The organism is Acinetobacter sp., from assembly GCF_045628685.1.
Classification (GTDB): domain Bacteria; phylum Pseudomonadota; class Gammaproteobacteria; order Pseudomonadales; family Moraxellaceae; genus Acinetobacter.
In genome coordinates, this window is sequence record NZ_JAZQPV010000057.1 from 34,764 (window position 1) to 58,332 (window position 23,569).

23 protein-coding genes are annotated in these 23,569 nt (G+C 41.8%); 12 read left to right on the forward strand and 11 right to left on the reverse strand.

All coding sequences use genetic code 11. From position 1 onward, the window contains the following. Positions 1 to 55 precede the first annotated feature (55 nt). From purC to dapA, 3 genes are read right to left on the reverse strand one after another with little or no spacing between them, the layout of a single operon-like run. Positions 56 to 775, reverse strand: coding sequence for a phosphoribosylaminoimidazolesuccinocarboxamide synthase (gene purC / locus ACKI4H_RS07960; protein WP_407304943.1), 720 nt, complete (start codon positions 773 to 775; stop codon positions 56 to 58). A gap of 36 nt (positions 776 to 811) precedes the next feature. Further along, positions 812 to 1,417 (reverse strand): lipoprotein-34 precursor (NlpB), encoded by a 606-nt coding sequence (locus tag ACKI4H_RS07965; RefSeq protein ID WP_407304944.1) that lies wholly within the window; start codon positions 1,415 to 1,417, stop codon positions 812 to 814. 13 nt (positions 1,418 to 1,430) lie between these two features. Next, positions 1,431 to 2,330 carry a 4-hydroxy-tetrahydrodipicolinate synthase gene (gene dapA / locus ACKI4H_RS07970; protein ID WP_407304945.1) on the reverse strand — a complete coding sequence of 300 codons (900 nt, stop codon included), beginning with the start codon at positions 2,328 to 2,330 and terminating at the stop codon, positions 1,431 to 1,433. Between the two features lie 725 nt (positions 2,331 to 3,055). On the opposite strand from dapA, the gene mhpT reads away from it, so the two are divergent. The 3 genes from mhpT to ACKI4H_RS07985 all read left to right on the forward strand — a co-directional run bounded on the left by mhpT (position 3,056) and on the right by ACKI4H_RS07985 (position 6,258). Next, positions 3,056 to 4,264 carry a 3-(3-hydroxy-phenyl)propionate transporter MhpT gene (gene mhpT / locus ACKI4H_RS07975; protein WP_407304946.1) on the forward strand — a complete coding sequence of 403 codons (1,209 nt, stop codon included), beginning with the start codon at positions 3,056 to 3,058 and terminating at the stop codon, positions 4,262 to 4,264. Positions 4,265 to 4,549: 285 nt separating this feature from the next. After that, positions 4,550 to 5,188: a bifunctional nicotinamidase/pyrazinamidase gene (pncA, locus tag ACKI4H_RS07980; protein ID WP_407304948.1), complete on the forward strand. Its 639-nt coding sequence runs from the start codon at positions 4,550 to 4,552 to the stop codon at positions 5,186 to 5,188. A 128-nt stretch (positions 5,189 to 5,316) separates the two neighbouring features. Then, positions 5,317 to 6,258, forward strand: a complete 942-nt coding sequence (locus tag ACKI4H_RS07985; RefSeq protein ID WP_407304949.1) for a bile acid:sodium symporter family protein — start codon at positions 5,317 to 5,319, stop codon at positions 6,256 to 6,258. 75 nt (positions 6,259 to 6,333) lie between these two features. Here ACKI4H_RS07985 and ACKI4H_RS07990 read toward each other — a convergent pair whose 3' ends face one another. Further along, the gene (locus tag ACKI4H_RS07990; protein ID WP_407305056.1) at positions 6,334 to 7,587 is read right to left on the reverse strand and encodes a hypothetical protein; all 1,254 of its coding nucleotides are present in this window, start codon (positions 7,585 to 7,587) and stop codon (positions 6,334 to 6,336) included. Between the two features lie 77 nt (positions 7,588 to 7,664). Between ACKI4H_RS07990 and serB the strand changes: the two genes are divergently transcribed. From serB to ACKI4H_RS08005, 3 genes are all read left to right on the forward strand, one after another. Further along, entirely contained in the window at positions 7,665 to 8,885 is a 1,221-nt protein-coding gene (gene serB, locus ACKI4H_RS07995) for a phosphoserine phosphatase SerB (protein WP_407304950.1), read from the forward strand. 421 nt (positions 8,886 to 9,306) lie between these two features. Next, the gene (aciT, locus tag ACKI4H_RS08000; protein WP_407304951.1) at positions 9,307 to 9,642 is read left to right on the forward strand and encodes a ciprofloxacin tolerance protein AciT; all 336 of its coding nucleotides are present in this window, start codon (positions 9,307 to 9,309) and stop codon (positions 9,640 to 9,642) included. 152 nt (positions 9,643 to 9,794) lie between these two features. Then, the gene (locus ACKI4H_RS08005; RefSeq protein ID WP_407304952.1) at positions 9,795 to 10,274 is read left to right on the forward strand and encodes an SCP-2 sterol transfer family protein; all 480 of its coding nucleotides are present in this window, start codon (positions 9,795 to 9,797) and stop codon (positions 10,272 to 10,274) included. A 58-nt stretch (positions 10,275 to 10,332) separates the two neighbouring features. Here the strand turns inward: ACKI4H_RS08005 and dtd are convergent, their stop codons facing one another. Next, a complete protein-coding gene (gene dtd, locus ACKI4H_RS08010) occupies positions 10,333 to 10,773 on the reverse strand; it encodes a D-aminoacyl-tRNA deacylase (RefSeq protein ID WP_407304953.1) in 441 nt (146 codons plus the stop codon). Positions 10,774 to 11,117: 344 nt separating this feature from the next. Between dtd and pncB the strand changes: the two genes are divergently transcribed. From pncB to asd, 3 genes are all read left to right on the forward strand, one after another. Continuing rightward, positions 11,118 to 12,323, forward strand: a complete 1,206-nt coding sequence (gene pncB / locus ACKI4H_RS08015; RefSeq protein ID WP_407304955.1) for a nicotinate phosphoribosyltransferase — start codon at positions 11,118 to 11,120, stop codon at positions 12,321 to 12,323. Between the two features lie 114 nt (positions 12,324 to 12,437). After that, positions 12,438 to 13,286, forward strand: coding sequence for a sulfurtransferase (locus tag ACKI4H_RS08020; protein ID WP_407305058.1), 849 nt, complete (start codon positions 12,438 to 12,440; stop codon positions 13,284 to 13,286). Further along, complete coding sequence (gene asd / locus ACKI4H_RS08025) at positions 13,283 to 14,134, forward strand: archaetidylserine decarboxylase (RefSeq protein WP_407304956.1); 852 nt, start codon at positions 13,283 to 13,285, stop codon at positions 14,132 to 14,134. Before ACKI4H_RS08020 ends, asd begins: the two co-directional genes overlap by 4 nt. Positions 14,135 to 14,217: 83 nt before the next feature. On the opposite strand, the gene ACKI4H_RS08030 is transcribed toward asd, so the two are convergent. Both ACKI4H_RS08030 and argS read right to left on the reverse strand, forming a co-directional pair. Then, on the reverse strand, positions 14,218 to 14,829 hold the full coding sequence (locus ACKI4H_RS08030) for an SPOR domain-containing protein (RefSeq protein ID WP_407304957.1): 612 nt from the start codon (positions 14,827 to 14,829) through the stop codon (positions 14,218 to 14,220). Positions 14,830 to 14,851: 22 nt separating this feature from the next. After that, positions 14,852 to 16,642, reverse strand: a complete 1,791-nt coding sequence (gene argS, locus ACKI4H_RS08035; protein WP_407304959.1) for an arginine--tRNA ligase — start codon at positions 16,640 to 16,642, stop codon at positions 14,852 to 14,854. Between the two features lie 197 nt (positions 16,643 to 16,839). On the opposite strand from argS, the gene ACKI4H_RS08040 reads away from it, so the two are divergent. Further along, complete coding sequence (locus ACKI4H_RS08040; RefSeq protein ID WP_407305059.1) at positions 16,840 to 17,124, forward strand: DUF2798 domain-containing protein; 285 nt, start codon at positions 16,840 to 16,842, stop codon at positions 17,122 to 17,124. Between the two features lie 228 nt (positions 17,125 to 17,352). Here the strand turns inward: ACKI4H_RS08040 and ACKI4H_RS08045 are convergent, their stop codons facing one another. The 3 genes from ACKI4H_RS08045 to ACKI4H_RS08055 are packed head-to-tail and all read right to left on the reverse strand — an operon-like array spanning position 17,353 to position 19,835. Next, the gene (locus ACKI4H_RS08045) at positions 17,353 to 18,660 is read right to left on the reverse strand and encodes a DUF445 domain-containing protein (RefSeq protein ID WP_407304960.1); all 1,308 of its coding nucleotides are present in this window, start codon (positions 18,658 to 18,660) and stop codon (positions 17,353 to 17,355) included. A gap of 30 nt (positions 18,661 to 18,690) precedes the next feature. Continuing rightward, on the reverse strand, positions 18,691 to 19,245 hold the full coding sequence (locus ACKI4H_RS08050; protein WP_407304961.1) for a CC0125/CC1285 family lipoprotein: 555 nt from the start codon (positions 19,243 to 19,245) through the stop codon (positions 18,691 to 18,693). A gap of 50 nt (positions 19,246 to 19,295) precedes the next feature. After that, positions 19,296 to 19,835 carry a DUF924 family protein gene (locus ACKI4H_RS08055; RefSeq protein WP_407304962.1) on the reverse strand — a complete coding sequence of 180 codons (540 nt, stop codon included), beginning with the start codon at positions 19,833 to 19,835 and terminating at the stop codon, positions 19,296 to 19,298. Positions 19,836 to 20,059: 224 nt separating this feature from the next. Here ACKI4H_RS08055 and gshA point away from each other — a divergent pair, with 224 nt between their 5' ends. Together gshA and ACKI4H_RS08065 are read left to right on the forward strand one after the other, a co-directional pair. Then, the gene (gene gshA / locus ACKI4H_RS08060; protein ID WP_407304963.1) at positions 20,060 to 21,637 is read left to right on the forward strand and encodes a glutamate--cysteine ligase; all 1,578 of its coding nucleotides are present in this window, start codon (positions 20,060 to 20,062) and stop codon (positions 21,635 to 21,637) included. An 18-nt stretch (positions 21,638 to 21,655) separates the two neighbouring features. Further along, positions 21,656 to 22,180, forward strand: coding sequence for a disulfide bond formation protein B (locus tag ACKI4H_RS08065; RefSeq protein ID WP_407304964.1), 525 nt, complete (start codon positions 21,656 to 21,658; stop codon positions 22,178 to 22,180). Positions 22,181 to 22,228: 48 nt separating this feature from the next. Here the strand turns inward: ACKI4H_RS08065 and ACKI4H_RS08070 are convergent, their stop codons facing one another. Next, positions 22,229 to 23,560, reverse strand: coding sequence for a hypothetical protein (locus ACKI4H_RS08070; RefSeq protein ID WP_407304965.1), 1,332 nt, complete (start codon positions 23,558 to 23,560; stop codon positions 22,229 to 22,231). Positions 23,561 to 23,569: the final 9 nt, after the last annotated feature.

Consider the following 23,569-nt stretch of genomic DNA (forward strand, 5'->3'; position numbering starts at 1 on the left):
ATACTAGGCATTAAAAAACCGGATTTATAAATCCGGTTTTTTAATTAAGGAATAATTAGATATCGGAAAGATCAATACCTAGGCGGCCAGCCACTTCTTCATAAGCTTCAACCACACCACCTAAACCTTGACGGAAACGGTCTTTGTCGAGTTTTTTCTTGGTGTCTTTGTCCCATAGACGGCAACCATCTGGAGAGAATTCATCACCCAAAACGATGCGGTCGTGGAATATACCAAATTCAAGTTTGAAGTCAACAAGCAGCATGTTGCCCTTGTCAAACAAATCTTTAAGTACGTCGTTGACTTTATAAGTCAATACTTTCATTTGTTCAAGTTGTTCAGCAGTAGCCCAACCCAAAGCAATGGCTTGAGATTCGTTGACCATTGGATCGCCAAGTGCGTCGTCTTTGAAGAATAATTCGAATGTAGGCGGAATAAGCTCTTTACCTTCTTCCACGCCTAAACGACGGCACAAGCTACCTGCTGCATAGTTACGAATAACACATTCAACAGGAACCATTTTTAATTTTTTCACTAAAACTTCAGTAGGGGAAAGAAGTTTTTCAAAGTGAGTTTCAATGCCAGCAGCAGCCAATTTTTCCATGATGAAGGCGTTAAAACGGTTGTTCACCTTGCCTTTACGATCCAGCTGTTCGATTTTTTCGCCGTTAAATGCAGATGCATCGTCACGGAAGACTAGGATGAGGTGATCTGCACTGTCTGTTTCATAAACAGATTTCGCTTTACCAGTATAGAGCAAGGTTTGTTTCAACATGGGGGAACCTTTTTCAAAAAAAAATGCCTAGTACGACTAGGCTGGCCAATTTTGGTAAATCTGGGTTAATAGTTCTGCAGCTTTTTCTTGGTCTGCAAAGCTATTATCGGCATTGAACACAGCTATGTTGTTGCTTGTTCCTACAGATGCAAGTCTTAATACATAGATCTGCTGATCGACCTTAATCGTTACTTCGTAGCGATTTTTACTTTGACCAACAATGGTATGGTTCAGGCTGCTGAGGGTAGCAAGTGTGTACTGCCAAATTGTAGCAGAATTTCCATCAATTTTGAGCAATGGATTTTGATTTCCATCACGTACTAATTGTGGACGACTGACATTTGTACTGGCATCCTGGCGATCTGTTGGCGCATTTGCCTGAGCTTTGTCAGGGCGAGGTAGAGCAAAACGGTTACCAGACTTATTTTCAAGCTGGGGCGCATGCTCAATTGCGAGTGGTTCAACTATTGGAGACGGATACAATGGCGTTGCAGGTCGAACCATTGAACCTTCAGGATATTTCAGGGGTTCAAAGGTTGCAGTATTTTTATAATCCAGTGAACCGTTGCTGATTCCAATTGAACTACAACCCACTAAACTGAATGCTGAAAGGGCAAGGGTTAAACCAAAACGTAATTGCATAGTGTTGTGCTCTTTATTTAATGACACCAGAAGCGTTCAGTGCTTCACGTAGCGGTGTGCGATATTGTTCTGCAAGAGGAGTTAATGGTAGGCGAATACCGGTACCAATTAATCCCATTTCATGAAGTGCCCATTTCACAGGAATTGGGTTAGATTCACAAAATAGAATATTGTGTAAATTTGCAACTTCATTGTTTAAAGCTTCTGCACGTTCTGCATCTCCTGCAAGTGCTGCAGCACACATTTGGCTCATTTCTTTAGGTGCAACATTGGCAGTCACAGAAATGTTGCCTTGTGCGCCGAAGCCCATCAATTGGTATGCAGTGGCGTCATCACCCGAGTAAACGGTCATGTCTTTACCGTGTAAGCCTTGAATCAGTTCTTGACCACGCGGGACATCGCCAGTCGCGTCTTTGATCCCGACAATTTGCGGGATGTCGGCTAGGCGAATCACTGTCTCATTCAGCATGTCGACACCGGTACGGCCCGGAACGTTATAAAGAATTTGTGGTAAATCAACAGCTTCAGCAATTGCTTTATAATGCTGATATAAGCCTTCTTGTGTAGGTTTGTTATAATAAGGGGTCACAAGGAGCGCTGCATCGGCACCCAGGTCTTTGGCTTCTTTGGTGAGTTCAATCGCTTCATGGGTCGAGTTCGCACCGGTACCTGCAATCACCGGAATACGTTTGTTGGCTACACGAATAATTTCAGCGATGACTTTGGTGTGTTCTGCCATGCTTAAGGTCGAAGCTTCACCAGTTGTGCCTACAGCAACGATACTATTGGTACCTTGTGCTATATGCCACTCAACGAGCTTTTCTAGACCCTTCCAATCTACGCTGCCATCTTCAAACATCGGAGTGACGATTGCGACAATTGAACCTTGGATGAGCTGTGCTTGCTGAGTCATTTTGAAAAAATATCCTATTTGTCCATCCGGCTGAGGTAGAAAAACGTAAATTTGGATGGGTGCGTATTTTGATTTATAGCAATTTCACTACGATTAAGCGTCATTGAATAATGCTTATGCAAATTATGAACGAACAAACGATGAAGAACAATATGCTTTAGCCAAACCTTATAAAAACTTTATGAAAAGCAATGGAAAAGTTTACTGAATAATAGAAAAGTCACGTTTTAAAAATCTGGGTTCACTAAAATTTTGATCAGCCTCATTGTCGTGCCCATTTGTTATAACTGAAAAATGCCGTTAAAGCGGCTATAAAACTGCTTTCAAGCCAAGCACATGGTTAATTTCAGGTAAAAACATCAGGATTTAAGATTTAATAAGGATGAGCATAGACTTTAAATCTATATGAACCAGGAATTTAAATGACACACATCATCATTAAAAACTTCTGGAATAATCATTTAAAACTATTACTCATTTGCCGTACTTTTAATATAGTCAGACCATCTTGAATTGAAATCGTTATTGTAATGTCCATTTTGTTGCTCAGCTTAAAACTTGATTAAGTGTTTTTGCGACTATTTGCGGTTTCGTGGGAAACGTTAAATACTCACTGTTTTTGTACATAAATTGTAAAGTATTCCACTTATTGGTAGTTATGTGACTTTTCAGACTCATAGATGATGACCTTCTATTTCGGACACTGATTGCACAAGGATTTTCCAATGGAAAGATCAGATAACAGACATTCCGTCATTACCGTCGCAATTTGTTTTTTAATTGCGGTGATTGAGGGACTAGATATTCAAGCTGCGGGTATTGCAGCTGCCGGTATTCGTGAATCTTTTGGCTTAGATAGTTCGCAGTTGGGGGTGTTTTTTAGCGCAGGGATTCTGGGTTTATTGCCTGGAGCGCTGATTGGTGGACGATATTCAGACCGTATTGGGCGTAAAAAGGTACTAATTTGGTCGGTTGCAATATTTGCTTTATTTACCTTATGTACCGTATGGGTCAACAGTTTTAACAGCCTTTTACTAGTTCGTTTTTTAGCGGGTGCAGGTCTAGGTGCGGCAATGCCAAACTTGATTACCCTTGCTTCTGAAGCTGTAAAACCTGAAAACCGCGGTCGTGCTGTCGGTTTAATGTATTGCGGTATGCCTGTGGGTGCAGCCATTCTGTCCTACATCGCGAGTTTAGATTTTGGTTCAAATTGGAAAAACATTTTCTATTTAGGTGGTTTGCTACCGATTTTTGTGCTGCCGATCATGATTAAATTCCTGCCGGAATCACGCGAGTTCTTAAAAGCACAAAATAATACCGAAACGACTACGGTAGCCACCCAAGGTTCTTTTAAAGATTTATTCAATAGCCAGAACGTGATGCGCACCTGTCTCATTTCAGTGAGCTATTTTTTCACCCTGATGGTGGTTTACATCATGTTGAGCTGGTTGCCTTCATTGTTTATGGAACTGGGTTTTAGCCGTAAAGAGGGCAGTACTGCACAGTTCTTCTTTATGATGAGTGCAACAGTCGGTACTATTATTCTTGGTATGTTGACTGACCGCTGGAAAAAAGCCTATGTCATTATCTTAATGTATGGTGGTATTTTGGCCGGCTTATTCTGCTTGAATGCAGCAAGTTCATTGACACAAATGTATATGGCTTCGGCATTGGTGGGAGCATTCGTGATTGGTTGCCAAGGTGTGCTTTATGCTTTCGGTAGTATTGTTTACCCAACGGAAGTACGTGCAACAGGCGTCGGCATGGCATCAGCTGTGGGCCGTGTGGGTGCAATGCTTGGGCCGACAATTGCCGGTCAGCTCCTTGCCGCAGGTTTTGGTGCAGCCGGAGTAATCTCGGCAGCTATTCCCTGTATTGTGATTTCAGCCGTATTTATGTTGATTCTGGTGCGTCGCTTACAGACGTCAGCTTAATATTTTTGATGTCTAGAATAGCTCGCAGATTGCGGGCTATTTTTTTGACTGAAAGTTTATTTTGATTCTTCATTCACACATAAATCGAAAACTTTCACAATGCTTTGAATCATGTTGAGTATCGGACATGCTGAGTATTGACTCTGTATAGACGCGAATTTGCCAAAGTCTCTCTATGATTTAAATCCACAGTCATTTTATTTTTAGCAACCAGCTTCAATACTGCCATTTATTTTGTTATATGCTTAACCAAAATGACAATATGCAAAGAATGGACTGCGAATTATGCAAAACAATACAGCTTTGATTGTGGTGGATGTACAAAATGGTTTTACCCCAGGGGGTAACTTAGCCGTGGCCCATGCGGATCAGATCATTCCGAACATTAACCGATTAGCGCAGTATTTTGAAAATATTGTGATTACTCAAGATTGGCATCCGGAAAATCATGTCTCATTTGCTGGAAATCATCCGGGCAAACAGCCTTTTGAAACGATTCAACTGGATTATGGAACTCAAGTGTTGTGGCCCGCGCATTGCGTTCAAGGTACGCCAGATGCCGAACTGCATCCAGACCTTAACTTGCCCATTGCCCAATTGATTATCCGCAAAGGTTTCCATGCACATATTGATAGTTATTCTGCCTTTTTTGAGGCAGATCAAAAAACGGCCACCGGCTTGGCCAGCTATTTAAAAGAACGCGGCATTGATACGGTTTTTATCGTGGGCATTGCCACAGATTTTTGTGTGGCATGGACGGCAATCGATGCCTGTAAATTAGGTTTTAAGGCTTATGTGATTTCAGATGCTACCAAAGGCATTGATCTGGATGGTTCCTTGCAACATGCATGGCAAGACATGCTGGCAGCCGGGGTAAAACGCTTGTATGTCAAAGATGTAATTCAAAATTTCCAAGTCAGTTAAAGTTTTAAAATTCCAGAAAAATTTATTTGATGACTGTTTAGATCGAACATTTATGACTTGGTGAATTGTGAATGCCGAGGCTTTTATGGCAGGGTATGCCTACAAACATATTCAATATGGACATCGACATGTCAGCGTTATTGCGCTTTACACAATTTATTCAAAAAACTTTTGCCCTATGGGTGATTTTATTTGCAGGTATTGCGCTACTTGCACCTGATCTCTTTGTCTGGTTAAAGGCATATATTCCATGGTTGCTCGGGATTATCATGCTGGGTATGGGCATGACCATGACCGTGGATGACTTTAAAGGCGTTTTGCAAAGTCCCAAAGCTGTCTTCATTGGGGTTGCTGCACAATTTATCGTCATGCCGAGCCTAGCGTACCTGTTGTGCAAGATGATGAACTTGCCTGCAGAAATCGCGATCGGGGTGATTCTGGTGGGCTGTTGTCCAGGGGGAACTGCATCGAATGTGATTACCTATATGGCCAAAGGCAATACCGCTTTGTCAGTCGCTTGTACTTCAGTGTCTACTTTACTTGCGCCTTTACTGACGCCGGCCATCTTCTATTTATTGGCCAGTCAATGGATTGAAATTAATGCCAGCTCAATGTTTATTTCGATTTTACAAGTCGTATTGTTCCCCATCATTCTGGGTTTGATTATTCGGGCGATACTGAAGTCAAAAGTAGAATCTTATATTCAAGTGATGCCATTGATTTCAGTGGTCGCAATTGTTGCCATTGTGGCTGCCATTATTGGGGGCAGTAAGGCTCAGATTTTAGAATCTGGTTTATTGATTTTAGGCGTTGTGGCCCTACACAATGGCTTGGGCTATTTACTGGGTTTTTGGGCCAGCCGTTTGTTTGAATTACCGTATCCAGACTGTAAAGCAGTAGCGATCGAAGTGGGTATGCAAAACTCAGGTTTAGGGGTGGCTTTGGCTGCGGTGCATTTTTCTGCATCACCCCTTACTGCGGTGCCAAGTGCGATTTTTAGTTTATGGCATAACATTTCAGGACCCGCATTAGCCACCTATTGGGCCAGTAAAGCCAATAAAGTAAAATAGGAATTAAATGAAATCTCTATTTTAAGTAGATGAAAAAAAGCCGAGCACATCAGCTCGGCTTTTTATGAATCCATTTTAAGAGGCTTTGGACTGTTTGGCTTTTAAAATTTCAGTTCTGAAGGTTTGTGCCAGTTCTGCAACTTCACTGTCCATCCCGTTCATCATAAAGGCGTGACGGGTCAGCACATTGGTTGGATTTGGTATGCTGATCAATTGGTAACGGTCAGAAATATCCTTAAGTAATTCATTCGGTAAATAAATTGCACTTTCTTTTGCTGCCAACTGTTTAACCAGACGTTCTGCAGCTTGCTCAGGAGTCAGGTGCATAGCCTCGACATGACTTGAAATTGCACTACGGGTTTGTAAAACAAAGCGCTTTTCTTCGCGATAGCGTTTGTACAATACATCTGACAATAACTGGAATACGGTGCTGATCATCATCAAACATTGCACTGCATTTGGCGTTTCCACCGACATGCTGATGGTTGCGCCATGTTCATCAAATTTATGTACGGTGGAAATATCTGAACTGTTTAATTTGTAGTGTTGAACACAGAGTTCAGTCGTTTTATTCAGAAAAATCTGACATAAATTGAAATAAGGAACAGATACTGTTTTGTTGACTGAATCCAGAAGTTGTTTTGGATCATAAAACTGAATATTCAATGCAATACTGTTTTTATCCAGGACAACAGTTTTGGATTCTTTAGCTTTGTTTTTTGCTTGAGCATTGTGTTGTGCTTGCGCCACTGCGACAGCGGCATTGTGTTGTTCTTGTTCTAAGGCTTGGGTCAAAGTTTGAATTTCATGTTTTAGGCGTGATTCATTATTGATACGCGCTAAATATTCAGTGCGGCTTGGACGGGCAATTGCACGATAGGCTAACCATAATAGACCGTGAATCATCAGTGATAATAAAATTGCAAGCCATTGGGTACGTAAAATTTCACCAATGCTGGATTGAATTAAAGTGATTTCAATGGTGCCCACTTTCTTTTCATTTTGCAGTGCTTCACGAACAAAGACTTCTCCTTGACGTGTCTTAGTTAAACCACCTGTAGCAAGTACCTGATTATTGGCATCCAAAATCCGAATAGAAGCAACACTCGGGTTCGTGGCATAACGATCGGCCAGTAATGCCAGTGACACCGTATTGGCCGGTTCAAGCTCGGATAGGCTGTCGGTGACCAGTTGCGTGGTCATCAGTTGTCCCTGACTAGCGCGATTTGCATTCAGTTGATGCGTCGTCGCAAGTACCAGTAAAAAAGTGTGTAAAGCAAAACTTACAATCAGTAGGCTAGCAAATAGCCCTTGTCTAGGCGCATTCAACGTAAACTTCCAAGGCATTTATGTTCAAATTCGATTATGATTCTTACAATAGTTGTAGCTCAGATCCGAGTCAATTCATGCGAGAAATCATTCTTATATCATTTTTGGGACCAGACCAGCCTAATCAATTTACACGATTAATGCAGGTATTGTCCGTACACTCTTTACAAATTTTAGATGTTGGACAAGCCGTCATCCACAATCAGCTGACTTTAGGTATTGTTGTTTCTTCAGATGACCAAACTGCTACAGCATTAGCCATGAAGGAGATCTTGATTCTAGCACATGATATTGGTTTAACTGTGCGCTTTAAACCAATCGCTACATCAGAATATGATCAATGGGTTAGTGAGGGCGGGCAGACCCGGTATATCGTGACGGCACTTGCACCAGAATTAACCGCATCACACTTGCAAGCGGTTACGAATATTGTGTCTAACCAAGGTTTTAATATTGAAACTGTAACCCGTTTGTCGGAGCGTCCAAAGCTCGCGGGTCAAAGTGATGGACCGAAACGCTCTTGCGTACAGTTTGGCTTGAAAGGACAAATGCTGGATGCCACGGCAATGCGTGCATCTTGCTTGCTTTTATCGACTGAGCTTAATGTCGATGTGGCAGTTCAAGAAGACAATGCTTACCGTCGTAATCGCCGTTTAGTCTGCTTCGACATGGATTCGACCTTAATTGAACAGGAAGTGATTGATGAGCTGGCGATTGAAGCCGGTGTCGGAGAACAAGTCGCTGAAATTACTGAACGTGCCATGCAAGGGGAACTTGATTTTCAACAAAGCTTCCGTGCGCGTGTCGCCTTGCTAAAAGGCATGAATGCTTCTGTTTTACCTCAAATTGCTGAGCGTTTAACGGTGACTGAAGGTGCAGAGCGTCTGATTTCAACTTTGAAAGCATTGGGTTATCGGACGGCTATCCTTTCAGGCGGCTTCCAGTATTTTGCTGAATACCTGCAAGAAAAATTGGGTATTGATGAAGTGCATGCCAACTGTCTGGATGTTGAAGATGGTATTGTTACAGGTGAAGTCAAAGGCCATATTGTCGATGGAGCACGTAAGGCATTTTTACTGCGTGAACTTGCTGAACGAATGGGGATTTCTCTGGAACAGACCATTGCGGTAGGCGATGGCGCAAATGATTTACCGATGCTTTCAATTGCCGGTTTGGGTGTGGCATTCCGCGCGAAACCTCTGGTTCGCCAAAATGCAAATCAGGCCATTTCAAGCGTAGGTTTAGATGGGGTACTATATCTTCTGGGCGTACATGATAAAGACCTGAGTCGTGCCTGATTTTTCTCCTAACTGTTGAAATTTATTGACAAAACGCGACATAAATGTCGCGTTTTTTGCTGTAAAGTCAGTCAAAACCCGATGAGTGGCTGCATTAAATTGCTGATAAAAACAACAATCAATCCGTTCGTAAAAAATATTTTTTCACCACTTTTAATCGCTTGTTTTTTTGTAATGACACGGCAAGTCTGTGCCCATCTCAATTCCAGAAAAAGTTAAAAATAAAAAAATGTAATGACAAAATAATATTGCGACAAGGTGTGTCGCTTCCAGAAAATACAAGACTTTTTTTCTTTAAAAAACTCCGCATAATGCTTGCATAGAGATTGATATAAATATATTCATCATTTATTTAACGGTATTTGGAATCAGGTTTAGACAAATATTCAAGGTCCAAATCTTATCTTAGACGGAGGTTTTTATGGTTACAGCGAATTTGGCAACCATCGTAGGCTTAAGCTTGATCGCGGCTGCTTTGATAGCTGTTTTCTTCTCGCCTTATCGTCGTTTGTTAAGCTTTATGTTTGCAGGTATGTTGTTTTGGGGATTGATAGAAGTTGTCCGCTTCGGTACTCAAATGGTATTTGAATTGCCCCTGACCTATAGCTATCTTGCTGCATCCATGTCAGCAATGGTGGTGGTTACCATGCTTTTGATACGCGAAGATCGTCGTGCAGAACGTGCTTTAACCCAACGTCGTTGTATTGAACATACGCCAGTATATGAAGAAGATCAGCAGCACTGTTCAAGCCGTTAAATCAACGCTTTTAAGAATTGTTAAAAGATGTGCCTGAAGCACATCTTTTTTTTGTTCGTTCATTATTGTTATACAAAGCCTTACTTCAAAAAACATAACTTATGGTAGGATAAGTCGTCAATTTTCCAACAATTACAATAGGCTTAAATGTCATGAAACTATCTTCGATTCCTGTCGTGAAATTACCACTGGTCGATGTAAGTACGGATCCGCTTGATTTATTAGTGGCGGGCTTGGCTTTGCGTATGAAGCAACTGGCTCGCACCAGCCCAAAATTTATTGAGTTAGTTCATGAACGCCAATTTCGTATTCAGATAGGGACCGATTTAGGTGTTGCTCGTCAGATCATTGTTAATAATGGACAAATTGATACCGTGTCTGGTGATGCTGAAAAAGCTGACTTTATTTTACAGTTTGCAGACAGTGAGCAAGGTGTAAAAACTTTATTGAAAGGTGATCCAACCGCTTTCATGACCGGCATGCAAAATGGCAGCATTAAAATGGAAGGGGATTTTGGTCTTTTGGTTTGGTTTAACAAAGTAGCCAAACTGATTCCACCAAAATTGCCAAAACCGGTACAAGAAAAAGTGAAAGTGGTGCGTTCATTTATTCGTGAAAAAACCGGTAAATAATTCGAAATTTTAAAAGCCCTCAACAGAGGGTTTTTAAATGGCAAATGTATTGCTTGGTTTATTCAACTTCCAGATTAAATGTCACCGGCCCATCATTGACCAAATGGACTTTCATATCCGCTGCAAAAATGCCAGTTTGTACATTTTTAAATTGAGATTTTGTATATTCAACCAATTGTTCATAGAGTGCTTTTGCTTCATTTGGGGGCATTGCGGGTCCAAAATCAGGACGCAAGCCTTTTTGCGTTTGCGCCATCAAGGTGAATTGAGAGACCAATAATAATCCACCATCCGCTTGGTTAACATTCCAGCCCATCTTGCCTTGTTCATCATCAAAAAAACGATATTTCAAAATCTTGTCGATCAGCTTTTTGCCTTTTTCTAGATTGTCTTCTTTACCTAGACCCAAAAATACCAGAATACCTTTTTCAATTTCACCGGTAATTTCACCATCGACCACCACTTTTGCTTCAAGAACTCGTTGTAACAAGGCTCGCATAATTTAACCAAATCAGTTATTTCAAATTTGCTGTGAATTGTAGCAAATACACAGTTAAAGGCTTTAAAAAGTCGTAATTTGTATAGATCTATTTAAAAAAACCAATGAATTATTAAAGATGAAAGGATTTTTTACAGTCTGGGCTTTAGCGACAGCATTTTTAAAGTGGTCGCGCTATTTTCTATGATGGATAAATTTTAATGATTTAAAAACTATAAATCTTATTTTGCTATGGATAAATGTGACATCATTTATTCAGTAATTTCCGGCATTTACGAAAACATGGGTTTGCTAGGGGGAAAAATATGCTTTAATGCGGACAGTTGATAAAAACTGAAAGTTATATGTCCGCAATCATCCATTCGTTATTAGATACCGACCTGTATAAATTCACCATGTTACAGGTGGTTCTGCATAAGTTTCCTCAAACCCATAGTGTCTACCATTTTCGTTGTCGTAATTTAGAAGATACCGTTTATCCACTCACGGATATTTTGGATGATTTGAATGAGCAACTGGATTATTTATGTCAGCTCAAATTTAAAGAAGATGAGTTGCAATATTTACGTAGCTTGCGTTTTATTAAAAGTGACTTTGTCGATTATTTAGAATTATTTCAACTAAAACGTCGCTTTATTAAAGCCAGTATTGATGATCAAGGCCGTTTGGATATTTGGGTTGAAGGCCCGATGGTTCAGGCGATGATGTTTGAAATCTTTGTGCTGGCGCTGGTTAATGAATTATATTTCCACCGTATCCGTACTGATGAGGTTTTGGCCGAAGGTGAACGTCGTTTGCAAGCTAAAGTGGCTTTGCTTAAAAAATACGAACTAGAACAAAATCCCAATGATCCACCTTTCTTGGTATCCGACTTTGGTACACGTCGTCGTTATAGTTATGCCTGGCAGAAGCATGTTATTACCGAATTTAATCGAGCCTCTCCCTATATTTTTCGTGGTACCAGCAATGTACTGATTGCCAAAGAACTGGGCCTTACCCCAATTGGCACCATGGCTCACGAATTCCTGCAAGCCTTTCAAGCTTTGGATGTGCGTTTACGTAATTTTCAAAAACTGGCGCTGGAAACCTGGGTGCAGGAATATCGCGGTGACTTGGGAATTGCCTTGACCGATGTGGTCGGGATGGACGCTTTCCTACGTGACTTCGATTTATATTTTGCCAAATTGTTTGATGGTTTGCGTCATGACAGTGGCGATCCCTACGAATGGGGCGATAAAGCCTATGCCCATTACAAAAAACTAAAAGTGGATAGCAAAAGCAAGATGCTGACCTTTAGTGACGGGCTGAACCTGGAAAAAGCCTGGGATTTGCATCAGTACTTTAAAGACCGTTTCCAGGTCAGCTTTGGTATTGGCACCAATTTAACCAATGATTTGGGACAAACTCCACTCAATATTGTGTTGAAACTGGTGGAATGCAATGGTCAGTCGGTGGCTAAAATTTCCGATAGTCCAGGTAAAACTATGACCGATAACGATACTTTTCTGGCTTATTTACGTCAGGTTTTCCAAATCACTGAAACTGAATAACAGTGACTTTTCTATAGCTGATTTTTTGCTAAAAGAATGCAAAAAATCAGCATAATAGTAAAAATGAGTTGTGCTAAGATCATCCATGTTGATCTAAATAAAACTCGAAAAAGTATGACTGTTCCTGCATTTAATTTTGGTCTGCTCATTGAAGCAGAAGACCTCTTGCCACATCTGGGTAATGAGAAATTACGTATTGTCGATTTAAGCCGTAGTTCTGTTTATGATCAATTGCATATTCCGCATGCGATTCATGTCAAGCCCAAGCAGCTGGTTCGCCAAGAAGAACAAGCTTCAGGTTTGCTTCCCGATATTGATGGCTTGAAAGCACTGATTGAATATTTAAATATTTCTCCAGACCATCACGTGGTGGCCTATGATGATGAAGGTGGTGCATGGGCAGGGCGCCTGATCTGGAATTTGCATTGCCTCGGTTTTGAAAATACCAGTTTATTGAATGGTGGTATTCATGCCTGGTTAGCTGCAGGTTTTCTAACTTCTTCAGAGGTCGAAAAATTAGCACCTGTTGAAAATTTGGTTGAAATTAACCAGACTCAAATTGAGCAGTACCGGATTGAATATCCACAACTTATTGAAAAAGTGAAAAATAATAACATTCAAGTGTGGGATTGCCGTACTGAAGATGAATACACTGGACTTCGACTGGCAGCGCGACGCGGCGGTCACATTCCAAATGCCCGACATTTTGAATGGAGTACTGCCCTTAATCGTGAAAATCATTTAAAATTGCATCCCTTAGAACGCACTCAACAACGCTTGGAACAATTGGGATTTAATTTAAATGAACCTGTGGTGGTCTATTGTCAGTCTCATCACCGTTCGGGTTTAGCTTATATTTTAGGTCGATTACTCGGTTGGAATGTTCAAGCTTATGATGGTGCGTGGAGTGAATGGGGCAACCGCCTCGACAGTCCGATTATTACCGGAGAGTTACCGTCTTGAGTTTCGCATCACGTTTAAAAAAACAAATTTTTATTCAAGCACAACGTGTTGTGCCACAACACCAGTTATCACGTGTGGTGGGGAAACTCGCAGCCAGTGAAAACCCGATTGTCAAAAATACCGTCATTCAGGCCTTTAAAGCCCAGTATGGCATTGACATGTCGATTGCTGAACAAAGTAATGCATTGAAATATAAGTCGTTCAATGAATTCTTTACCCGTTCATTAAAAGACGGTGTCCGTGCAATTGATAGCAGCCCCAACAGTATCGTTTCACCTGCAGATGGTGCGATTTCACAATTGGGCAAAATTGAAGATGGCGATATTTTTCAGGCCAAAGGCCAAAGCTTTTCAGTTGAAAAATTGATTGCCGATCCACAACTGGCTGAACCGTTTAAAAATGGTCAGTTCGCAACGGTGTATTTATCCCCTAAAGATTATCATCGCGTACATATGCCTTTTGCGGGGACTCTGACTGAAACTTTATATGTGCCAGGCGAATTGTTCTCGGTGAATCAAACCACTGCGGAAAATATTCCGGGTTTGTTTGCACGTAATGAACGTATGGTGTGTCTGTTTGACACTGAACTGGGCCGTATGGCTGTGGTTTTAGTTGGTGCCATGATTGTTGCTGGTATTGAAACAGTGGCGACAGGTAAGGTGAAACCCACAGGCCGTCTGGAACTTAACCAGCACAACCTGTTCCTTGAAAAAGGTGCAGAACTTGGCCGGTTCTATTTGGGTTCAACAGCCGTGGTTTTATTTGAACAAGATAAAATGCAGTGGGATGCGATATTCAAAGCCAACTCGGTTGTGGTGATGGGTGAAGCTTTGGGGCATACGGTTTAATAATATTCCTCCTCTCCTGGCTGAAGAGGAAACTTAAGCTATAAAAAAGCGCCTCATTTGAGGCGCTTTTTTATAAATTCAACTTAACGTTTCACCACAATAGAATCAATGCCACTGCGCTGTAAAGTTTGCTGTGCAATAAGTGCAGCTTCAGCAGAATCATAAGGACCGGAAATCACCCGATACCAGGTTTGACCATTTTCAACCGATTTAACCACATCGGCAGATAAACCATTCAAAATAATTTCTGCGCGACGAGCATCCGCACTATCTGGATCAGCATAGCTACGGACTTGAAGAATATAACTTGGTTGATAAACAACTGAAGCTTCAGCGCTTTCAAGACCTGGCTCGGTGGCTTCCGTGTTAATCGTCGGTTTTTCTTCAGGTGCTTCAACAATCACGACAGCTTCCGAATTTTTCGTTTCAGGCACAGCCTGATCCGGAATAGGCGTCACCTGTTGCTGAGGCAATAAATCATAGAAACGATAATCTTTGTTGGTATCTTCCTGGTAATGTTCAGAATTAATCTGATTTTTCGGCTGAACAGGTGCCCACGGTTTCCATAGCATTAAAGCTACCGCAAAACTCAGCACGATTAAAATGACGACAAGTGTTCCAAGCCATGCCGGAATCAATGGCTTTTTAGGCTTATTCGGTCGCTCAGATACACCGCGTTGCGTTTTTCCAAACACGTGGGACTTCCTTTTATTCTGATTACATGGATGTAGGGGCAGATACGCCTAATAATTCTAAACCATTACGTAAGACTTGTTGTACGTTTACTGAAAGGAGTAAACGGGCTTGCGTAAGTTCAGCATCATCATTGAGTACTTTATGTTCATTATACCAACCATGGAATAATGCTGCCAATTCTTTCAGATAGTTACCGACCTGATGGGGTTCATAACTGTTGGCTGCACGAATCACAATTTCAGGATATGCGGCAAGTTTCGCCAGAATTTCAGTTTCCGCATCAAGATCAAGTTTTGCTGCAAATTGACGTGCATTCACGGCATCAAAATTCACATGAGTAGAGGATGCTTTTTCCAGCATACGGCAAATACGTGCGTGGGCATACTGAATGTAATATACCGCATTGTCTTTACTTTGTGATACAGCAAGGTCAAGGTCAAAGTCAATGTGCTGTTCAGATTTACGCATCACATAATAGAAACGTGCTGCATCATTACCGACTTCTTTGCGCAGGTCGCGTAAGGTTACGAACTGACCTGAACGAGATGACATTTGTACCATCTCACCGCCACGCCATAAGCTGACAAACTGAACCAACAGTACAGTCAGTTTTTTCGAGTCATAACCCAATGCATCAATTGCAGCTTTGACACGTGCGATATAACCGTGGTGGTCTGAACCCCAGATATCCACGATATCGGTATAACCACGTTGTAGTTTATTCAAGTGGTACGCAATGTCAGATGCGAAATAGGTGGTTTGACCATTACGGCGTTTCACCACACGATCTTTTTCATCGCCAAATTCAGTCGATTTAAACCAGATGTTACCGTCTTTCTCATACAAGAAACCACGTTGATCTAAAGTTTCTAAGGCTTCGTCAATTTTTTCAGTTAAAGATTCTTCACTGAACCACTGGTTGAAAGTTACACCGAATTCGCCAAGGTCATCTTTGATGTCATCAAGAATGGCTTTTAAGGCTGCTTGCAAGAATACACGATAGCCTTGACCAATTAATTGTTGTGAATTGAAGATCAAGCCATCGATGTGTTTTTCTTTATCGCCTGAAAGCACAACTTTATTGCCGTCTGCGTCAAGTTCAGCTGCAAATTGCACATCTTCTGGTACATCTTTATAGACATCAGCCACAGGACGTACATATGCATCGCCATCTTTGTCGATAATGCTTTGCGCGATTTCTTTAACGTAGTCGCCTTGATAGGCATTTTTAGGAAATACCAGTTCTTGACCGGTTAATTCTAAATAACGTAAATAGGTTGATGTTGCCAGAATGTCCATTTGACGGCCGGCATCATTGACATAATATTCACGGTCAACTTTAGCACCTGTTGCTTCAAGCAAGTTGGCAACAGTCATACCATAAGCTGCACCACGACCATGACCTACGTGCAGGCTAGAGGTTGGGTTGGCAGAAACGAATTCCACTTGAATACGTTTTTCAGCATTGGCCTGGGTACGACCGAATTGATCTTTTTGTGCCTGAATCTGATCAAGAACAGTAAAGCGTTGGTCGGCATTTAAAAAGAAATTAATAAAACCTGGACCGGCAATTTCTGCTTTACTGATATCGGCAACTTCAGGAAGACTGGCAAGGATTTTTTCCGCGAGATCACGAGGCTTCATCCCTGCAGCTTTAGACCCCATCATCGCGATGTTTGAGGCAAAATCACCGTGGCTTCGGTCTTTGGTTCGCGTTAAGTTGCCACTGTTATTAAAGTCGGATGGGAGTACACCTTCAGCTTGAAGAGATTGCACTGCATGTTCGAGAGCTGCTTGGATTGCCGTATTCATAATCAGTCGAAAAATAAACGTCGCGGAAAAACAGCAAATATAGCAAATTTCGCCGTGTTTAGGTGAACCCATTTGTATTGAATGAATCTTGTCCGACAGTCTACCGATAAAGGAAGGGGATAAAACAGGGAAAAGATCCCAAAAAGCATGATTTATGGCATATTGGAAGGCTTAAAAGAATGAAAAGAGCAAAGCCTATGCAAGCTGAACGTCCTACGATTATCGGCAATATTCCTAAACTTCCCGCAAAATGGGCCGCGGTCGTGACGCCGTTTATTCTTTCTGGCCTGATGAGTGGCATTATTTCTTTTATCAATATGCTGCGTAATTTGGGCTGGATCGACGGCTTTATGAATTTATGGTTTCATAACTGGATGATTTCCTGGGCTTTTGCTTTTCCGATTGTATTGATGCTTCTACCATTGGTACGTAAATTAACAGGTAAACTGGTCGATCTATCTGCTCCAAATTTACCGAAGTAAATGAGTCTGTACAGAAAACCGGTTTATCTAAGAATTCTGCTTTTGCATTGTGGAATATAGATAGTTGTGGGACATTCAAAATTTTAATGAATTTGCCTGTGCATAACGTTGTTTTAACGAGGTTAAGTTTTTTATTGCAGCGTAGTTTAAAAGGAGTACGATCATTCTTATTATCTAATAAAGATGATTTTGTACATTCATAATTCCAGTTTTAAAATGATGTTTAAACTAAAGCACCATATCAACCAAAGCACGAATAATACCGAGTATTAAACCAATAAATGCACCTACGACTACACCGTTAACGCGGATCATGTGCAAGTCACCCCCAACTTCATTTTCAATTTTGTCGATCATCTCTCGTGAATCCCATTCATGAATCCGTTCGCTAATAAAACGAATGACTTTTTCACTGTACTGGTCACTCAAATTGACTGCAATCCCGCTCATACGCTCATTCAATAACTGACGTACCGCAGGGTTAGAAATAATATTTTCACCAACTTGCTGAATGGCAACGCGTAGGTTGTGTGCAATACCTGAATCTGCTTTGAGTAAATCGGCCTTAATTGCATCACAGAGAATGACTACTGCACCGCTAATGAAATTCAGTACTTGGGGGCTATCCAGCAAGGCATCTTTGGTGCTATTTAAACGGGAACTGGCACTGCTTTCATCATCTGCCAGTTGCAGCATTAATTGCTGTCCCATGTCTTCAATTTTTTGACGCCAAGGATGCTGTGGATCCGCAAGCATCGATTCAACGCGTTCTACCAGTGAATCAATGGTGCGCTGCTGTACATCAATGCCAATCCAGCTTGCGCCTTTCGCCAACTTCCATACCCCTAATTCTTTAAATAAGGTACGGGTCAGTTGACGGGTTTCTTCGGGGTGAGACATCACCCACTCATGCGCTAAATCGAGCCCGCGTTGTAATAAGTCCTGATGAAAATCATTTTCCAGAACCGCACGCAGCATTTCACTGGCCAAGGTGTTGATTTGGGTATTGCGCACCCATTGCACGCTATTATTTTGAATGAAGCGTCCGATTTGTTCCTGTCCCACAAATTCAAAAATTTTCGGCACGGTTTGCTGAATGACTTGGGTCACCTGAGCGTTATTTTCAGGTTTGGCCAGCCATTGCCCCACAGCGAGGCTAAGATCGGTACTTTGCAGGCTTTTTTCCACCACCTGCGGGGATAAAAAATTTTCTTGTACAAAACGTCCCATAGATTGGGCAATACGGGCTTTATTGCGTGGAATAATTTCGGTGTGATCACGCATGAATTTAGGAATTGGCATTTTCCCAAACGGGTTACGGAATAGCACAGTAATGGCATACCAATCGGCTAAACCACCCACCACACCCGCTTCAGCACCGAGCATCAGAATATGAATTAGCCAGACATATTCAGGAACCAGCTTGGCTACCACCATCAACACTAACCATGTTGCAACAGCCATGATTAAAGCAATGGTGGCAAAGCGTTTACTGTGTTGCAAACTAGGGGTTGTGGTCGCTTCCGCTGTGGTCATGCAATATTCCTGTTAATGACTGGCGCATGGTTATTTGGTTTTGGCCGGCACTGATGGCGCCAAGACTTGTCCAGTCGGGCTGAGTCCATATTTTTGTCCTAAAGACTGTAAAATCAGATAGGCATCGAAAGCATCACTGGGTACTTTTTTCTGGTCTTTATAACATTCAATGGTATAGGAAACCTGTACCGGGTCAATATTAACCACGCGTGGCATATCATAAAACGGGTCAGGCCAGAAACCAGGATAACGACGATAATAGCCGTATGGGTAGTACATCGGGGTTGAGTAGACCACAGCTTGGCGTGGTGGCTGGTTAAGATTACTTGGATCATTAAGGACTTTAAAATAGCGAAATCCATTTTGTACGGTGGTTTGAGCGGCTTTAACCAAGGTGATTTCTTCGGCTGTACCAAAACTCAGATTGGGACGTGCCTGAAAGCTGATGCGATAGGTTTGTGAGTTCAAGGGAGTATTGCTGAATTGACCCAATTGGTCAAAAGTCAGCGGTTTTGAAGGCGTCATCGCACAGCCAGAGAGGGCAATTGCCGCCACTATGCTTAGACCCATAATGCTGTTCTTCATGTTAAACCTCCATACCAATTTACTGTGCGAGGGAGGAGACACAATAAATTTTAGAAACTGCTATTGGGTTGGGTTAAAAATTCGAGCTCTTCTGCAGTCGAAGGACGCGCTAAAATTTGATTGCGGTGCGGATAGCGCCCGAAACGGTCAATAATCGCCTTATGCATTTTCTCGTAATCCAGATTCATCTGATTACCCAGTCGCTGAAATAATTTTAACGCGAATTCGTGGATCAATTTCGATTCACTGTGCATAAAGGGCATGTATAAAAACGCGCGTTGATCTGGGCTTAATTGCTTATCCAAATCCTGGCTAATTGCCTCTTGGGCAAGGGTGAGTGCTAAAGCATCGTGGGCAAAGGCCTGTGCTTGGTCGCGGAACAAATTACGTGAAAACTGGTCTAGGACAATAATTTCAGCTAGGCGACCTTCGGCAGTTTTACGCCACGACCAGAGTTCGGCTTGAGCCGCTTGCTGGTGAATATCCTGAAACTTTTGATTAATTAATTCATCAAAATCATCATTTTTTACAAACCATAAAGGCTGTGTTTCCGGATTAAACCAAAAGTCCAAAATATTCTGATAATTCATACTGTTTACAATTCGTTAGCACTTATTATTCAATACAATCACAAAATGTAGGTGTCTTATAGAGTAACTTTGTGATAAAAATTTGCCAGAAATAAAATCGACATTTTGCTGAAAACTATACAGGCTGTAATGTCACAGTCCAAAATCACGTTATACTGATATAAACTAATGATTTTATTTTAGTAGTTCTATTTAGTAGTTATCTTCCGATAAGCGAGATTGTAATGAGTCAACCCGAATCGACCGCTCAAGTTGTATTACCAGCTTGGATGGATTCTTCGCTATTTAAAGGCATGTTGCGCGGTATTGAGCGTGAAAGCCTGCGTATGCAAAGCAATGGTTTTTTGTCGCAGGCATCGCATCCAAAGGCACTCGGGTCGGCTTTAACACATCCGCGTATCACTACCGACTATTCTGAAGCCTTGATGGAGTTTATTACTCCGCCGCAAGACAGCATAAAAAAAGCATTAGATTATTTAGAAGAAATTCATGTGGTTGCACATCGCCATTTAGAAAAGGGTGAAAAACTTTGGCCTTTATCGATGCCATGCATGCTCGATGATGACGAAAATAATATTCGTTTAGCGCAATATGGTACATCTAATATCGGTCGTTTTAAGACTTTATACCGGCATGGCCTAGGCATACGTTATGGTCGTCGCATGCAGACCATTTCCGGAGTGCATTATAATTTATCTTTCCCTGATCAAGTGTTTGAAGCCCTGCAACAACAGGAAACTGATGACACTTTAAAAAATTTAAATTTACAGGATTATCGCAGCCATCGTTACTTTGGCTTAATTCGTAATTTTATTCGTTTAACCCCGTTGGTGATGTTCTTGGTTGGCGCCAGTCCTTCAGTGTGCCAATGTTTCATGACCGGACGTGAACATCATTTATTGCCTTTATTAAAAGGAACCTTATTCCTGCCGTATGCGACAGCACTGCGCATGGGTAATTTTGGTTATCAGAATTCTGCCCAGAAAGAATTGGGCATTCACTACAATAATCTGTCAGGTTATTTAGAGGGCTTGCAAAAAGCGGTAAAAACGCCTTATGCGCCATTTAGCCGTTTAGGTTTAAACGATGAACAGGGTGAACCGATTCAAATCAATGACCATGTCCTGCAAATTGAAAATGAATACTATAGCTTGGTCCGTCCAAAACAGGTACCTCAAGCCGGGGAAACCCCATCTCAGGCGCTTGAAAACCGTGGGGTCAGTTATATTGAATTGCGTGCGGTAGATGTCAATCCATATAGCCCGAGCGGGATTGATGAACATACAGCTGCATTCCTGGAAGTATTGGCACTGCATTGTTTATTAAAAGAGAGTCCAGATTTGCTGGATCAAGAACAAGAACAGATTGAGCGCAATCAGGCGGAAGTGGTCAATCGTGGTCGTGCGCCAAATGCCTTGATTATTGATGCCCAGGGTGAACATGCCATTGAAGACTGGTCACGTGCGCAGGTTACAGAAATGCAAGCTTTGGCTGATTTATTGGATACAACCTATAGTAACAATATGTATTCAGGTGCATTAAAGGTTATGCTGAAGCGCATTGAGGAGGTGGATGAAACCTTGTCTGCACAAGTGATTGCCGATACTTTAGAGAATGGCGGCACATGGAGTTTTGGTAGTTTCATGGCACAGCAACATGCAACGACCTATGAGCAGCATCAATTAAGCGCGGAAACATTGGCTTATTTTGATGATTTAGCGGTACAGTCATTGCAAAAACAACAGCAACTCGAACAGGATACGAGTCTCAGTTTTGAGCAATATCTTGCTAATTATCGATAAAAATTAAGAGGATGTGCCATGCAATGGAGTTATCGCTTCGTGAGTGGTTTTTTGTTTTTGGCCAGCGTCATTGGAATGGGGTTTGCGTTGTATCTGGAACACGTACAAGGGCTTGAACCTTGCCCGCTGTGTGTGTTTCAACGCATCGGCCTGATAGGATTGGGGACTGTTTCTCTGGTTGCTTTTTTGCATAACCCGAATTCAAATGCGCTTAAACGTATTTATGCCTTGTTGGGTTCAATCAGTATTCTTTGGTCGGCAGGCGTGGCAGCACGTCATGTCTGGCTACAAAATTTGCCACCCGATCAAGTTCCAAGCTGTGGCCCGGGCCTAGATTACTGGGTAAATACCTTGCCATTAAAGTCGGTGTTTGAACAAGTGCTGACCGGTTCTGGTGAATGTGCCAAAGTGGACTGGACTTTCCTGGGGCAATCTCTTCCAGTATGGTCATTGGCTTTCTTTACGGTACTGGCACTCATCAGTTTGTGGCAACTGTTGCGTAAATATCCATTTGTAACCCGTAAACCCGCCACGAAAAAATAAAGATTTTCATAAAAAAGCCAACATTGAGTTGGCTTTTTTATTGTCAATTTAAGTGAGGGCAATACCGGATAAGTCTTCCAGTTGCAACCTGTATTCATGCACCTGTTCTTTTACTTGTTCATCTTTAGGCGGATAAAACCATTTCACAATTTGCTCGGCTACACTGGGATGAGAATGAAGTTCAAAATGATTTAAGCCATAAAAAATTGCTTTATGGGATTCCGGTACTTTCAACTGAAAGCGGGGATTTGGATGCTCACCTAAAGCACTTTTAATATTAACAAGATAATCCCCCAGTATATTTAAAGGGCGATTTTTTCTATTTTCATAGGCAATTGAGCCGGCAACAAAAAAGGTATTGATGTGAGAAGGCAAGGGGGCCGGTTTCCGGTTGTCATCCATGCCGCCAATTCGGGCATGATTATGTTCCCAGTCATCATCACGTACGCTGCCATAACGTAAATCCAGAATGCCGTTACTGCGAATATTAACGATATGCCGAATAATTTTTACAAAGGGGAAATGTCCCAGTTTATCCTGCATGATAAAACCAAAACGTTCCAGAACAGCACCATGATGGGGTGAACCTAAACAGACCAGATTTTCAGTCAGATGTATCCACGCATACAGGTTTTGCTTCCCATAAAACAGGGCACTGCGTAGCACTAAGCCCCCCATGCTATGCCCAATCAAGTCAATACTGGTAATCAACGGGTTACTGTGGACCAGATCTTCGAGGGTGTTGGCAAGACTGCGTCCATTGGCAGAGATGCGCCGCCCGGTGTTGTAGTTGAGGTAAAGCATGGTGTTCTGGTCACGCTGTGCCAAAAGTTTCTCACCAATGCCACCATATTGATGGTTGGACCATTCTAAATGGGACAGGCATAAACCATGCACAAAGATCACCACCCGACCCGATAGATCACCTTTTTGCAGTTCCCCATAATGATCGTATAGCACCATTGGCAGGGCAAGCGGGTTTTGATATTTTAATAAATAATCCCCCAGTACACCGTTGAGAACACCGACTAAAAAATGCAATGATGGAGTAAGCGGTTTATCATGCAATTTAGGATATTTTTCAATGATTTGGCGCAAACCGGGTGCCAGTAGATAGAGACCGGAATTGAATAAAGTATCGTAGGAGAACTGGTAAAGTTTTTCGATATAAGGGATGCGCTGTAATTTTTTCGAACGTTGTTCACTCATACCAAACAAGCTGATCATGATTTCACGTTGAATAACCTGTATCAGATCTTGTACTACATCTCCCAAACGGGTTGTGACCAATTGAGCCAGGCCTTCCAATACATCGGCTTGACTGGGTGGAGTACGATCCCATTTACAATAGGTTTCATGCAATGGTGTTAAACTTGGCATTTTATCCTA

What these genes read in the sequence shown, in the direction of transcription:
- purC (WP_407304943.1), bottom strand. Translation starts at nt 775, where the DNA reads ATGTTGAAACAAACCTTGCTCTATACTGGTAAAGCGAAATCTGTTTAT.
- ACKI4H_RS07965 (WP_407304944.1), bottom strand. Translation starts at nt 1,417, where the DNA reads ATGCAATTACGTTTTGGTTTAACCCTTGCCCTTTCAGCATTCAGTTTA.
- dapA (WP_407304945.1), bottom strand. Translation starts at nt 2,330, where the DNA reads ATGACTCAGCAAGCACAGCTCATCCAAGGTTCAATTGTCGCAATCGTC.
- mhpT (WP_407304946.1), top strand. Translation starts at nt 3,056, where the DNA reads ATGGAAAGATCAGATAACAGACATTCCGTCATTACCGTCGCAATTTGT.
- pncA (WP_407304948.1), top strand. Translation starts at nt 4,550, where the DNA reads ATGCAAAACAATACAGCTTTGATTGTGGTGGATGTACAAAATGGTTTT.
- ACKI4H_RS07985 (WP_407304949.1), top strand. Translation starts at nt 5,317, where the DNA reads ATGTCAGCGTTATTGCGCTTTACACAATTTATTCAAAAAACTTTTGCC.
- serB (WP_407304950.1), top strand. Translation starts at nt 7,665, where the DNA reads ATGCGAGAAATCATTCTTATATCATTTTTGGGACCAGACCAGCCTAAT.
- aciT (WP_407304951.1), top strand. Translation starts at nt 9,307, where the DNA reads ATGGTTACAGCGAATTTGGCAACCATCGTAGGCTTAAGCTTGATCGCG.
- ACKI4H_RS08005 (WP_407304952.1), top strand. Translation starts at nt 9,795, where the DNA reads ATGAAACTATCTTCGATTCCTGTCGTGAAATTACCACTGGTCGATGTA.
- dtd (WP_407304953.1), bottom strand. Translation starts at nt 10,773, where the DNA reads ATGCGAGCCTTGTTACAACGAGTTCTTGAAGCAAAAGTGGTGGTCGAT.
- pncB (WP_407304955.1), top strand. Translation starts at nt 11,118, where the DNA reads ATGTCCGCAATCATCCATTCGTTATTAGATACCGACCTGTATAAATTC.
- ACKI4H_RS08020 (WP_407305058.1), top strand. Translation starts at nt 12,438, where the DNA reads ATGACTGTTCCTGCATTTAATTTTGGTCTGCTCATTGAAGCAGAAGAC.
- argS (WP_407304959.1), bottom strand. Translation starts at nt 16,642, where the DNA reads ATGAATACGGCAATCCAAGCAGCTCTCGAACATGCAGTGCAATCTCTT.
- ACKI4H_RS08040 (WP_407305059.1), top strand. Translation starts at nt 16,840, where the DNA reads ATGCAAGCTGAACGTCCTACGATTATCGGCAATATTCCTAAACTTCCC.
- ACKI4H_RS08045 (WP_407304960.1), bottom strand. Translation starts at nt 18,660, where the DNA reads ATGACCACAGCGGAAGCGACCACAACCCCTAGTTTGCAACACAGTAAA.
- ACKI4H_RS08050 (WP_407304961.1), bottom strand. Translation starts at nt 19,245, where the DNA reads ATGAAGAACAGCATTATGGGTCTAAGCATAGTGGCGGCAATTGCCCTC.
- ACKI4H_RS08055 (WP_407304962.1), bottom strand. Translation starts at nt 19,835, where the DNA reads ATGAATTATCAGAATATTTTGGACTTTTGGTTTAATCCGGAAACACAG.
- gshA (WP_407304963.1), top strand. Translation starts at nt 20,060, where the DNA reads ATGAGTCAACCCGAATCGACCGCTCAAGTTGTATTACCAGCTTGGATG.
- ACKI4H_RS08065 (WP_407304964.1), top strand. Translation starts at nt 21,656, where the DNA reads ATGCAATGGAGTTATCGCTTCGTGAGTGGTTTTTTGTTTTTGGCCAGC.
- ACKI4H_RS08070 (WP_407304965.1), bottom strand. Translation starts at nt 23,560, where the DNA reads ATGCCAAGTTTAACACCATTGCATGAAACCTATTGTAAATGGGATCGT.